This is a genomic window from Pseudoalteromonas sp. (genome assembly GCF_041629635.1).
GTDB lineage: Bacteria > Pseudomonadota > Gammaproteobacteria > Enterobacterales > Alteromonadaceae > Pseudoalteromonas.
This window is the reverse complement of the sequence record NZ_JBFKMX010000002.1, coordinates 17,449-31,074: the sequence shown is the minus strand read 5'-3', so window position 1 is coordinate 31,074 and position 13,626 is coordinate 17,449. Positions and strand designations below refer to the sequence as shown.

Here is a 13,626-nt window from a genome sequence, read left to right as displayed (position 1 = left end):
GATATAAAAGTGTAGATGGTATTTGTAATAATGTGAAAAAATGAAATGTAGAAATTGGATTTGTAAATTACTTCAAAGTAATCTAATGAATACGATAAAGTGTACATTTTTTTGATAAAACATAGTTACAATAATGTGAGGGTAACTCTTTGACAAACGTTAAACTTTTGCTTTCCGCACATCGGCGATTTAATGATTTATTAAGTGCGCTTGCATTGAGTGCAGATATTCAACCTTTTTTAGCAAAGGTTATTGCCGCGGTTGAGGAGTTTCTGCCGGACAGCAAAGTGACTATTTTGATTTTAAATCAAGAAACAAATACATTACACAGTGGTGCTAAGAACAATTTACCTGATTTTTACAACGAAGCGATTGAAGGTGTTGAAATTGGAGCGAGTATTGGCAGTTGCGGCGCCGCTGCATATTTAAACAAAACTGTTATTGTTGAAAATATCAACTCCCACCCTAATTGGCACTCTCTGTTACCACTAACCCAAAAGGCAAATTTACACTCATGTTGGGCAGTACCAATTTGTAATTCATCTAATGATGTCATTGGTACATTTGCTATTTATCACCATCAACCTAAAACGCCCACTGCAGTAGAACACGAAATTGTTAATGTTGCAGCCCTAATTACTTCTGTTGCAATTGAAAAGCGAGAGCTTGAAGAAAAGCTAAGGTTTAATGCTTCACATGATGAACTCACAGGTTTATTTAACCGAGCTTACCTTAATAATGTGGGTGATTCCTTTATTTCCTTGTGCATTAGAAATAACTTAAATTGTTCCATTTTGTTTCTGGATTTGAATAAGTTTAAACGTGTAAACGATGTCTTCGGTCACAAAAGGGGCGACAAATTATTATGCCAAATTGCAAATATCATTCAGCAACAAACACGCTCAAGTGACATTGCAGTGCGTTTTGGTGGTGATGAGTTTATTATTATTATGGAAAATTCTAACGATTTAGATGGTGAGAAAGTGGCTAGGCGGATCCATCAGTTGATACTTGAATCAGTATCGAATGAAATTCTAGCGTTAGATTTTGGCGTGAGTATTGGCGTAGCAATGCTCAACAATAAACCTCAGTCACTTAGTCAACTTATCAGTCGTGCAGATCAAGCCATGTATATTGCAAAACGCAGCAACTTAGGCATCTATTGTAAGCCCTGACGTCTATACACTATAAATCTATTGTTAACAAACATTCTCACTCATCGCAGATGCATTAGCAATGTTAAAATTAAGCTGCACTAAAGTTATTAATACGAATTAAATTATCATGCATTTTAGTTTACTAAATAGAGTGAGAGAGTTCGCAATTTTGATTGACTTGAGAATCAAGTTAAAATAATTGTGTTTCACAAAGAATCCAAAAGGGATAATAGGAAAAAATCAACGAAATACACTGCATTGAAACAAATTAACGAATTAAAGAGGTTATTTAAAAATGCTGTGTTTTACACCATCAAAGCTGCGCGAAGTATTGAAAATAGCAGTCAGCTAAAGCGAGTAATAATGAGTTATTCATTGCATGAAGGCAAAGTGCTATTTTAAAACGGTTAAAACTTACCACAGGTGCTATTGATATGGACAAGTGCATGCTTTCTCACTATACCTAAATAAGCTTAGTGTAACTCATATTTTTTGATGAAATTATCTTTTTACGGTACTCGTGGTTCAACTCCAACTCCCGGACCAGCAACAATTAAGTATGGTGGAAATACAGCGTGTACCATGATTAGTCAGGGTGATGAATTTGTGATTTTAGATTCTGGTACTGGCATTCGTGTATTGGGAGATGAGCTGTTAAATGATAAACGACCAGTCAATATACTCTTAACCCATCATCATTGGGACCATATTCAAGGCTTCCCATTTTTTGCACCCATTTATCAACTTAATCGTGAAATTAATATTTATGTTCCAAAGACAGAACCACGCGATGATAACGCTATTTTAGCACAGATGGATAAGAGTTATTTTCCCGTTAATTATCGTCAATTACCTTCTAAAATAACGTTAAAAAGTATACAGAAAACGTGTTTTGATGTTGCTGGCTTTTCGATAAAGTGTTTGCCCATTAATCATCCTAATGAAGGGTTGGCTTTTGTCGTATCACGTGATCAAAAGCATATTGCTTATGTTACCGATAATGAACTCTTTCCTGAATTACATCAGACCACTGATTACGAACTGTGGCTTGCGGTTTTAGAAAACATTGATGTTCTAATCCACGATGGGCAATATTTTGATTTTGAACTCCATAAAAAGCGCGACTGGGGCCACTCCAGTGTCGAACAGGTTTTAGTGCTGGCAGAGCAGTGCAAAGCCAAAAAGACATTCATTTATAGTCATGCTCCTGAACGCACTGATGATGATTTAGACGAATATTTTCAGCGGCTTATTAAAATAATGCCGTCGATTAATTTTGATTTTGCAAAAGAAGGGTTGCAGTTTGATCTTTCCGATTTGAAGGAATTTTGAGGATGTCAAGTTTAGATAGTGATAGTGCCCTTAAGCAATTACTCGACTTAAGCTACCGTCTTTCAACTGAACGAAATACAACTAAATTATTGGAAGACATTTTGTTGTCGGCTAAATCATTATGTCATGCAGATGCAGGTACCATTTATTTGCAAAAAGATGATCATCTTTATTTTGAAACCGTTATTAATAATTCTCTTGAATTACATTTGGGCGGTAGTACTAAAAACGAAATCACCTTTTCACCAATCGCACTTTATTACCCTGATGGCAGTGCAAATGAAAGTGCTCTTGTAACGATAGCATCACACAAAAAGCAAACCATTAATATTCCTGATGTGTATGAATGTACTCGGTATCCACTTACTCAAGCAATAAAAATGGATGAGCAAACAGGTTATTACACCAAAACAGTTTTGACGGTGCCAATGTTAAATCATGAAGGTGATGTTAATGGCGTCATGCAATTAATTAATCCCATGGAAAACGAAAAGGTGAAGCAATTTGATTCAGTAAAAATCGAATTAGTAGAAGCTTTGGCATCGCTCGCCGCTGTGGCAATGAGTAATCAGGCGCTAATTGATAATATGGAACAACTGTTTCGCTCATTTGCCGAGCTGATTGCTCAAGCAATTGACGAAAAATCGCCATACACTGGCGCGCATTGTCGAAGAGTGCCAGAGCTCACTATGATGTTAGCCCATGCTGTAAATGATATTGAACATGGCCCATTAGCGAGTTTTTCAATGTCTGAACAAGAAAAGTATGCCTTGAACGTAGCTGGCTGGCTTCATGATTGTGGAAAAATAGCCACACCTGAATACATAATGGATAAAGCAACCAAGCTCGAAACAGTCTACGACCGCATTGGGTTAATTAATACACGCTTTGATGTGATTGAAAAGGAGATTGAAATTGCTTATCTACGAAATCAACTGAGTGAACAAGCATACAATGAAAAGCTCCAAACACTGGCCAGTGATAGAAGTTTTATTGCCATAGTAAATATTGGTGGCGAGTATCTTTCAGATGAACAATGTCAAAAATTAATGCAAATTGCCGCACGCTACCAATATAATTCGAAATTGGGTCCTGTTAAATTATTGAATGATGAAGAGTTGAAATGTCTTCAAGTTCAGCGTGGTACACTCACTGAAGATGAACGTAAAATTGTGAACAAACACATTAATATCACCATCAAAATGCTTGAGTCATTGCCGTTTCCAAAGCATCTTAAACAAGTGCCTGAATACGCTGGGGGACATCATGAAAGAATGGATGGTCAAGGCTATCCAAGAGGGCTTGTTAAACATCAGATGTCAGTACCAGCACGAATGATGGCTATTGCAGATATTTTCGAGGCCCTCACTGCATCTGATAGACCCTATAAGGAAGCAAAAAAAATCAGCGAATGCGTCGATATCATGCTTAAAATGGCTAAAAAAGGTCATATCGACCCCGAAATATTTGCTGTATTTATAGAACAAAATGTTTATCAAGAATATGCAGAAAAATTTCTATCAGAATTCCAAAAAGACTCTATCAATACTATTGAAGTACTTGCAATGTTAAATGAAAAGTCGCATTAGTATTTTTAATCACTCTTCACACATGCAAAATGAAACTGCTATCAATTAGTAATAAGAATCATGTCATAACTGGTTTTGATTTTTTATTTAATCAATCGAGTTGAAAAAAAGCAGAACTTTTCTGGTTCAATAGTTCATATATAAAAACAGAAAAGAAGGAAACGAACGCTTAAAAAGTAAAGCGTTATCGCGCTGTAGATTTTAATTAACTTGACGAAAAAGCCCCCTTAAGGAGCTTTATATTCGACTAATTAACTGGAAGGTTATTTTGTTACTTTTTTGCGCTTAGTAACCATCATTTTTGCTTCAATACGTCTGTTCTGTTGATGTGCTTCTTGCGTGTTCGCGGTATTAAGTAAACGAGTTTCACCATAACCGACAGCTGTTAAACGTGATGCATCAACACCATATTTATCAATTAGCATTTGCTTGGTTGCCTTTGCTCGCGCTTCAGAGAGTGACAAGTTGTAATCGGCATTACCAGGCGCTGAACTGTGGCCTTCTATTTGAGCAGATACATCTGGGTACTTTTTCATAAACTCAGCGAAACGTCGTAAATCATCAATTTCCGAATCACGAATTTTGCTTGAATTATTTTCAAAATGTACCGCTAAGGTAATGCTTTCTTGAGTTTCGTTGAATAGTGTACAACCATCAGCGTCGGTTTTGTCAGTTTGTGGCGTATCGGGACACTTATCTTGGCTGTCGATTACACCATCTTTATCGCTGTCGAGTGGCAGGGCACAACCGTTAGTATCAACAGCCATGCCTGTAGCAGTATTGGGACATCTATCTTTCTCATCAATCACTCCATCGTTATCACTGTCTAGCACTGGAGCCGGTGCAGGCTTGGCTGGTGAAGTGTGCGTGCCAAATTGGTAAAGCAACCCAAGTTTACCGCTAAAATCTTTGTGTGATTCGCCAAATTCATGGTAGGCAGCGACTTCAGTGATAACTTTCCATTTTTCTGTTAGTGCCCAATGCTTGCCAAGACCTAAATTACCGAGGTTATAGCCTTGATCAAGCGACTCATGTTTTAAGCCAGCAAACACATAGGTGTCGTTTTCAAAGGGGAAATACATGGCATCAAAGCCCAAGCGATAGCCATCAATTGATGTTTGACCAGGGTATGCTTCTAAATTTATGTGTGCATACTCAAACCTGCCCCCCCAAGATGAATTGAAGCGCTCACCGAGCTCTAAGCCCCAACCCCAGTCTATGCGGTCTTTAGGTAATGTTTGAAACTTATCTTTATCAGCATAGTAATATTCGGCAAATCCCCCTAACCAAATTTGCTTATCGTTGGCCATTGAGGGGAAAGTACACAAAGCTACTAAAACAGATAGCGCTAGAGTATTTTTTTTCATGTAAACATCTCCGTATTTACGAGTGCAAAGCACATTATTTAATTGATTGTGGCAATATTTATAGACAAATTGCAGTTCGGGGTGTCGTTTTGCAAATCTCATTTTAATTTCATGCAGTTAAGCTGTCAGTTGAAACTGTATTATTGGTGATTGTTACGTGTTCACGATTTTCCCAAACAACCAAAGTATAGTGGGATTTTAATTAAACTCTTTAAAATTATACGATTTTTTTATTTTACCTAAACTTTTAGCTGCTAGTGGACTGGCAAACTTAATTACCCCGGAGTAAATACTGTGAATTGCTGAGTATACTTCACATGTGCTAGCACCATTCAAAGTATTATCTATCACCACCGAAAAATGAAAATGCACTATTTTATTTGCACTTAATTACTTGCCTAACGTTAGAATTAAGTGTTCATAAGATTAAATGAGTAGCTTCATGATGATGCTATGCTGGGTTATTGTTCATGAAGTATTATTTCTTATACAGCAAGCAGTCTGTAAAAGAGTGTTTAACATCTTATTGAAAAGGATATGAGTAATAAATTTACTGCTTGAAATTATTGTAAATCCTATTGATGACAATGTGGTCTTAAGCGGCTTCTCTTTTTGAGTTTAACGCTATTAAAACAAAATTGAGATAATGTAATGCTTGGTATTTGGGTTATAAAAGTGTTCTTTGTCCACACTCTTTCATCCAAAACATTAGTAAGTAACACTTGTTTTTTAGAGCAATCATCCTCAAGAGATAATTAATTGATATGCTCGTGGATTTGTTCGGTCAGTATTATCTAAATAAAATTTTTGGTGACGATAAATTTTTTTTACAACGCGCGCGGCCGAAATTAGGTATGCTCCGCACCCTTAAATTAGTTCTTGAAGATAACTTAAACTCGGAATGTATTATGAAAATTTGTTTTATCATGTACCCATGGGAGCGTGTAGAGCCTGAAACGGATTCAACTCTGCGTTTGATTCACGAATGTGTAAAACGTGGTCACACAGTGGCACTTTCAACAGTAAATAACTTAACTATTCGTGACAGTATCGCAAGCGCATTTTGTGATGTATTTGTTAAAAAGAGCAAGCTTTCAGATAATATTCCTAGCTTTTACCGTAATGCGGTGTTTAAACGTGCTCAATTACCGCTTGCAGGTTTTGATGCAATTATTATGCGTGCGAATCCGCCACTAGATACGCTCGCTTTGAATTTCTTAGACTCAGTTCGCGGTGATGCATTTATTATGAATGATCTTGATGGTCTGCGTATCGCGAACAACAAGGTGTACACGGCGTCGTTCCAAGATACTGAAAGTGAGTTTATTCCGGCGACCCATGTATCTAAAAATCGTGATTACTTAGAGCGTATTTTTGAAGAATCAGAAAGTAATAAAATGATTCTTAAGCCACTCGATGGCTACGGTGGGCGTGGTGTTATCGTGCTCGAAAAGGGAGCTCGTCATAGCTTCCGTTCACTGCTTGATTTTTATATTGGTGGTGATGAACACGGCAAAGGCAGTAACTATGTAATTTTGCAAGAATATGTGGAAGGTGCCGAAGAAGGGGATGTGCGTATCTTAATGCTCAATGGTGAGCCTATTGGTGCTATGAAACGTATTCCCGCATCGAATGATGTTCGCTCAAATGTTCATGCTGGTGGAAGAGTAGTTAAGCATAAGCTAAGCGCACAAGAGAAAAAATTATGCCGTTACATTGGCCCTAAATTGGTTCGCGATGGGTTGTACTTTACGGGTATTGATGTGATTGGTGGTAAATTAATTGAAGTAAACGTGTTAAGCCCAGGTGGGATCACCCGTATTAATAAATTAAACCGCATTAAACTTCAGACGCAAGTTATTGACTTTTTAGAAAGTGTTGTGCATGCAAAAGAGTGCGTTATCAATCGTAAAACCGAGTTTAGAAAAGTAATAGAAGAAGCCAATGCCGTTTAACTTGATCTTGAAAATGATGAGGAGCAAGTTAAAAAAATGAAAGCAAAAAAGGTTAGCCTTTGGCTAACCTTTTGGGTCTGTATCAATTTAATTAAAGCGTTTATTAGTCAGCTTTAATGTAGCTTTTGATTGCTTGTAATGAATCAAAAGGTTTGTAACCGAGTGACTTTAATTCGTCATTAACACAAAACAAAACGGCATTGTCTTTGTTTTCTTCATCTGCTGCCATATCAAGGCAGAATTCGTAAGAATCTTTAACTGTTTCAACGCTTGCTTGCTCTTCGCTAGCAATAACAAGTGTGCTTGCGAGAGCTAATACCATTAAAAAAATCTTCATATGTACCCTTTTACAATTAACTGGAGTGATATTTTTAACGCTCACAAATTAGGTTGATTTGAGAAGCAAGTAAAACGATAAATTATTGTCGTAAAGGTAAAAATTTATTTTGCTTTTATTTTTAAGTATTGCAGTACAAGCAGTGACTAATATTTGAATAAGTGATTGGTTTTACATACTAGGTTTACTGAATTAATAAAAAATGGCATTAAAAAAAGGTTAACAACGATAGTTAACCTTTTATTATTCAGAATAAATCCTGTTAGGATTACATTGCGGCGCGGAAAATCTCTGCAATTTCCTCTGCTGTAGCTTGAATCGGATTAGTAAAGCCACAAGCATCTTTTAAAGCATTTTCCGTTAGTGTTGGAATATCATCTGCTTTGGCTCCTAGTTGCTCAATACCTGATGGAATACCAACGTCACTGGCGAGGCTAACAATTGCATCAATTGCGGCATCAGCACCTTGTTTTTCTGAAAGGTTACTTACATCGACTCCCATTGCTTTTGCAACATCACGTAAGCGCCCTGGTACTGCTTTTGCGTTAAAGCGTTGCACGTGCGGAAGTAAAATAGCGTTACATACCCCATGTGGTAAATCGTAAAAACCTCCAAGTTGATGTGCCATTGCATGCACATAACCAAGTGAAGCATTATTAAACGCCATACCAGCCATAAACTGGGCGTATGCCATTTGCTCACGAGCTTCAATATAGTGACCGTGATTAACTGCATTACGAAGATTGGCTTGAATTAACTCAATCGCTTTGATGGCTACAGCATCGGTAATTGGCGTTGCTGCAATTGATACATAGGCTTCGATTGCATGGGTTAATGCGTCCATACCGGTTGCTGCGGTGAGCGAAGCTGGTTTTGCGAGCATTAATTCTGGGTCGTTTACTGAAACTAGTGGTGTTGTATGTTTATCTACAATGGCCATTTTAATGTGGCGTTCTTCATCCGTGATAATACAAAAACGCGTCATTTCTGAAGCTGTGCCTGCCGTAGTATTAATGGCGATAAGTGGTAACATAGGTTTCGCGGATTGATCTACGCCTTCGTAATCGCCAATTTTGCCACCATTTGCAGCTACAAGTGCAATGCCTTTCGCACAATCATGTGGCGAGCCTCCACCAAGTGAAATAACAAAGTCACAGTCTTCGTTTTTTAAAATAGCCAAACCATCGTTTACGTTACTTACAGTTGGGTTGGGTTGAGTACCATCAAACACAGCGGTTGCCACATCTCGCTTTGTTAATAGTGATTGTACTTTTTCAACAACCCCAATTTGGTTAAGAATTTTATCGGTAACAATTAGGCCTTTTTTAAATCCTTGTGCCTGAATATTATCGACTGCGTCAGTTAAACAACCTGCGCCCATCAAATTTACGGTTGGAATATAAAATGCGGTAGTCATAGCTTATCTGTCCTTGTGTAAGTGAGAGTTACTTTCTTGCGACAAAGATTGTCACATGCTAAACCGTTAGCCATTTTGATTTAAAACAAAGGTTGGTTGTACATCAACTTAGACTTTAATCTAATAGTGTAAATAGATGAGTTAAAGCGCTGTTTAGCGCTTTATATCTGCTCTGAATGTTCGTTATGCGTGCTTGTGAATTTCTGGATAAACGCCACTTACGCTTAACAATGCTTTAGATTTAAAAATTACGCTATGTTTAACTTACAAAATAATTGCCAAATAAACCCCCGACATAACAACTAATAAAGTGAAGTACGGGGTGTTTTAATAAGTGAAATTGTGGACTCAGTTGGTACCTATCTTTTTGGGTTCCATAAGCGTTTTTAATATTGCAATACCCTATTATCTGATGATTTTGAAATTAACGGTGGGGATTTTCGGTAAAACAGCACAAGACTTACGAAAATCACCAAAATACCAAACCCAATAGGTAAAAACGCACTGGCAATTGCGCTATCAAAGTTTAAAAAGTCGGGGACTCCGGTTTGCCATAATGTCCACTCTGATGCAATTCTACTTGCAAGGTGATCACCACCAGAACTTAATACGATTATTGCATCATTGGTATTTGGGTTGATGCGAAGCGCGCTATTAATGGCAGGCTCGTTTGCGCCATCATGGCCAAAAATAAAATTTCCCTCAGGTGTTGGTGCATACAACATGGCTCCCATGCCCCAAATCGGGGCGCCAAGTTTATACCCGAGCGGCTGGCTTAGATCTTTGATTGCCTGCTCTGAATTTGTATTACGTTGCTGTAAAGCAATGACAAATTGAGTTAAGTCATCTGCACTTGCCAACAAACCTGTTGCTGCGGGGCTAACATATTGATAAGAAGCTGATTTATTTCCTTCGCTATCATATGCATTTGCAATGTTTGTTTGTGCGCCAATAAATTGATAATTCGCACGGTTCATTTTAAGTGGCATAAAAACCGCATCCGCCATAAACGCCTCAAATGTGATGCCTGTAATGTTTTCGATGATGTGCTCGGCAATAAGGTAGCCACCGCCCGAGTATTGCCACTCTGTTGATGGTGCGTAGCCTATTTCAAGCTTTGCATTTCCGCGAGAGCTTTTTGGTTGTTGTAGAGATTCAAGCAGGCTTGGTAATGTTTGTTCTTTAGGTATGTCAGCAAAGCCTAATCCATCCACTAACCCTGAAGTATGTGACAGTAAAAGCCTCATTGTGATTTCGTTATGATCAAATGATGAAGAAGGTAACTGCCAAGCTGGAGTTAAATATTTAGCAATTGGCGCATCTAAATCAATTTGACCTTGTTGCGCTAATTGAGAAATACCATAGGCAGTAAATAACTTGCTCATTGATGCAACCGGAAACAAAGTTTCGCCGTTTATTTTATCGATTGATGGCGAAAACAGTTTTGATACCACACGACCATTTTCAAGAACGATGAAAGCCAAATTGCCTTTGGCTTCACTTAAAAAACGTTGATTAACAGCCTTGATAAAGTGATTTGTATCACCTTGCTTCGCAAGAGCTGTTAACCACCAACCGTTAAGTGCGCCATAAAGGCAAATACTGCTCCAACAAAGTATTAGTAGAGTAAAGCTCACCATATATTTAAATAAACGCATCACATTTCCTTATTCTGTAAAACTGATTAACGCGGGCTAAATCACTTCGAGTTCTTCTTTTTCTTTTACAAAATATATTGAAAGTAGTAGTAGAGCTGCTGGGAATAAAAATACGTTGGTAAATGATAAAACAAGTGTCATCTGTAAAAGACACATCAGTAACATTAAAACTGAAAACACTTTTAGAAGGGCCGGTAAATGCTGATTCACTAAACATACAATCGAAAAAACAGCGGCAACTAACGAAAATAGCCCAAGTGACCCTAGTGCAATAACCATAACTACCACGCCAGTTGTTTCTGATAAGGTAGTTTGATTTGATAAGGCAAAGTAAATATCAAACAAGACGGTTAAATGAAAGACAGACACAAGCCCTGCCATTATAAACAACAACATACGAGCAGCCGTTGCATTAAAATGATTTTTAAAGTGGTTGCTAAGAGCTAAGTAAATACTCACCTCTAAAGCACCGATTATTACAAACAGTAAATCAAGCCAATTAAATGTGAGCAGATCTTGCTTTAGTGCTTCTTCAAATCCAGCCATAGATTGGCCTAAAAAGGTAATCCAATAAAATGGAAACAGCACAGCGAGCAGCGCACAAGCGCCTGCAGTTAGTAAATTTTCACGAGAGTTCATATAGCGTGCCTTTTTGCTTAATCCAAATGGGTGTTTGGATTAGTTGATTCGTACTGCAAAATGTCACCAGGCTGACAATTAAGCGCCTGACAGATTGCTTCTAATGTTGAGAACCGAATAGCTTTTACTTTGCCATTCTTAAGCAAAGACAAATTAGTCATTGAAATACTAATATCGCCGGATAACTGTTTCAAAGACATTTTGTTTTTTGCAAGTTCTACATCTAAGTTAATTCGTATAGTCATGGCTTATAAATTAATCAGTTGTTTTATGATTGTCAAATGAAGTTTTATGATAAACATAAAATAATTTTCGAATAACATATTTGAATAGTGATGCTTCGAATTATGTTTTTGTAGCTGTTTAATGATGATTAATTGAAAAAATACGAAGCAAACAGAAATTGCTTAGTTGTGCTTCTAAAGCTTAATTAAGTCGGATCTTTTGTGTTTTTACATAATCAATGATGAAATAATTTTTAAGTTTTACTGAGAATTAAATAATTCTCTTAAATACATATATTTTTTAATGAACAGAATACAACTTTGAAAAATATGTATTTATTGTGGAACTTTAATAGCTGAATGGATATGAATAAAACGCCAAATATAGAAAAGGGCAACTTTGCCCTTTTCTATATTTAGTTTTACTTTAATTCAAATTAACAAGGCTTTGTCGTAAAACTATTTTGTCAGCTGAAAATAATAATATTACTCGAGAGGTATAATTTTCCCGCTATAAACAGCGTCATCATAAATTTCAAAAATACCATGCCAGTTTGGTGTTTCTAACACCGCTTGTTGCCATTCTATTTTTGCACCAAGCGCAGATAATGCAGCAACAGGTTGCCCATGGTTTATATTATTAAATGTCCAAGGTTTTAAGTGGTTTATCAATTTAGTGATGATCTGGATATTTGCCTTTGCTTTTGAAATTTCATCTAACAACGCAATTTCTCTTAAGTTACCATTTGCCAATAGCACAAATTTTTGTAAACAACCTGTGAGCAAGGCTGACTTATTATCTACATCTACAAAAGATACCATTGAATCTTTGTTTTTTATCAGAAACTGATCGTAATTAGCGTCGTTCTCAAAGCAGGGAAGTTTATTAAGATTTTTGATTTCAATTGGTTCACCTATGCTAAAACTATTTAACCTACTAAAAGTTGTTTCACCATCATGATGAATAGAGCTAAAAGTTACGTCAAAAAATATGTTTTGTAATTCGATTTTTTGTTTATCTGAAAGGTTATCTTTAATATTGATGCTCGATGAAGCTAGGTTAATTTCAAAATCCATCGCTTCTAGTTCTAGTTGATTTGCTAAAGACATTGGTAACAAACTGCTGTGATATTGATAATGAACCAGCTGATTGTCTTCAAATAAGAACAAGTGATTCCTCCCAATTAATGTCATTGTTACTGAATTATTAATTGGCCATACTAAGGTAAACCTTCCTAATTTAGTGATGGTATCATCATAACTATCACCAATAGCTATACCAAAAATAGCCCTTTTTGATATTTGACCATCAAACTTTATTCGTTCAATCTGTTTTGGTATTTGCGGCTCAAATGTATGCTCAGTATTGAATTTTATTGCAGGAAACGTATTTTCAGACAAAATTGTACTTAGTAAACGGAGGTTATCTTCGTTAATTTCATAGGTTTTCCCTGAGCAATTCGTAACCGGTTTGACAACGACGGTACCTATTAATTTCCTTGTTTGAATGTCACTTTTAAAAATTACACTCTGTTCAATCATGCCGTTTGGGTATTGGCCTAGTTGTTTTTTTATCAGAGTAAAAAGCTTTTTTCTTACCGCATTAAGTTGTTCTTGCTCGTCTTTGCTTCGATTGTAATTGACCGAGGTTTTGAATTCCTTTACTTCAGCATTTAAGTCAACAGTGCATTCACTCGCTCTGCTATAGAGAGTATTGGCGTAGCTTGCTTGGCATATTAATAATAAACATATAAAAATACCTTTCATCATATTTTCCCTTTTTAATTTATCTCATTAATATTAAAGAGCTTATTATTTTTATGGAAGGTATATCCAACGAATGTGTTAAGCGGCATATTATTAAATACAACCGGAATCTGTAAATTGTATAGCAAGGGTAGAGCTCAAAAAATAAAATGCATACTCATAACGTGACTAAACGTTCAAAATG

11 protein-coding genes are annotated in these 13,626 nt (G+C 36.7%); 4 read left to right on the top strand and 7 right to left on the bottom strand.

What is annotated here, in order from left to right; all coding sequences use genetic code 11:
* Positions 1–149: 149 nt before the first annotated feature.
* From ABYD77_RS00465 to ABYD77_RS00455, 3 genes are all read left to right on the top strand, one after another.
* A complete protein-coding gene (locus ABYD77_RS00465; protein ID WP_372765913.1) occupies positions 150–1,175 on the top strand; it encodes a diguanylate cyclase in 1,026 nt (341 codons plus the stop codon).
* Between the two features lie 477 nt (positions 1,176–1,652).
* Complete coding sequence (locus ABYD77_RS00460; protein ID WP_372765911.1) at positions 1,653–2,489, top strand: MBL fold metallo-hydrolase; 837 nt, start codon at positions 1,653–1,655, stop codon at positions 2,487–2,489.
* Positions 2,490–2,491: 2 nt separating this feature from the next.
* Positions 2,492–4,078: an HD domain-containing phosphohydrolase gene (locus tag ABYD77_RS00455; RefSeq protein ID WP_372765909.1), complete on the top strand. Its 1,587-nt coding sequence runs from the start codon at positions 2,492–2,494 to the stop codon at positions 4,076–4,078.
* A gap of 263 nt (positions 4,079–4,341) precedes the next feature.
* On the opposite strand, the gene ABYD77_RS00450 is transcribed toward ABYD77_RS00455, so the two are convergent.
* The gene (locus tag ABYD77_RS00450; protein WP_372765907.1) at positions 4,342–5,445 is read right to left on the bottom strand and encodes an OmpA family protein; all 1,104 of its coding nucleotides are present in this window, start codon (positions 5,443–5,445) and stop codon (positions 4,342–4,344) included.
* A gap of 908 nt (positions 5,446–6,353) precedes the next feature.
* Between ABYD77_RS00450 and gshB the strand changes: the two genes are divergently transcribed.
* Positions 6,354–7,400 carry a glutathione synthase gene (gene gshB, locus ABYD77_RS00445; RefSeq protein WP_372765905.1) on the top strand — a complete coding sequence of 349 codons (1,047 nt, stop codon included), beginning with the start codon at positions 6,354–6,356 and terminating at the stop codon, positions 7,398–7,400.
* A gap of 103 nt (positions 7,401–7,503) precedes the next feature.
* On the opposite strand, the gene ABYD77_RS00440 is transcribed toward gshB, so the two are convergent.
* From ABYD77_RS00440 to ABYD77_RS00415, 6 genes are all read right to left on the bottom strand, one after another.
* A complete protein-coding gene (locus ABYD77_RS00440) occupies positions 7,504–7,737 on the bottom strand; it encodes a hypothetical protein (RefSeq protein WP_372765903.1) in 234 nt (77 codons plus the stop codon).
* 268 nt (positions 7,738–8,005) lie between these two features.
* The gene (gene yiaY, locus ABYD77_RS00435; RefSeq protein WP_372765901.1) at positions 8,006–9,154 is read right to left on the bottom strand and encodes an L-threonine dehydrogenase; all 1,149 of its coding nucleotides are present in this window, start codon (positions 9,152–9,154) and stop codon (positions 8,006–8,008) included.
* Positions 9,155–9,540: 386 nt separating this feature from the next.
* Positions 9,541–10,812 (bottom strand): serine hydrolase domain-containing protein, encoded by a 1,272-nt coding sequence (locus ABYD77_RS00430; protein WP_372765899.1) that lies wholly within the window; start codon positions 10,810–10,812, stop codon positions 9,541–9,543.
* Positions 10,813–10,848: 36 nt separating this feature from the next.
* A complete protein-coding gene (locus ABYD77_RS00425) occupies positions 10,849–11,451 on the bottom strand; it encodes a hypothetical protein (protein ID WP_372765897.1) in 603 nt (200 codons plus the stop codon).
* A gap of 17 nt (positions 11,452–11,468) precedes the next feature.
* Positions 11,469–11,696, bottom strand: coding sequence for a helix-turn-helix domain-containing protein (locus tag ABYD77_RS00420; protein ID WP_372765895.1), 228 nt, complete (start codon positions 11,694–11,696; stop codon positions 11,469–11,471).
* A gap of 465 nt (positions 11,697–12,161) precedes the next feature.
* Positions 12,162–13,445: a hypothetical protein gene (locus ABYD77_RS00415; protein WP_372765893.1), complete on the bottom strand. Its 1,284-nt coding sequence runs from the start codon at positions 13,443–13,445 to the stop codon at positions 12,162–12,164.
* Positions 13,446–13,626: the final 181 nt, after the last annotated feature.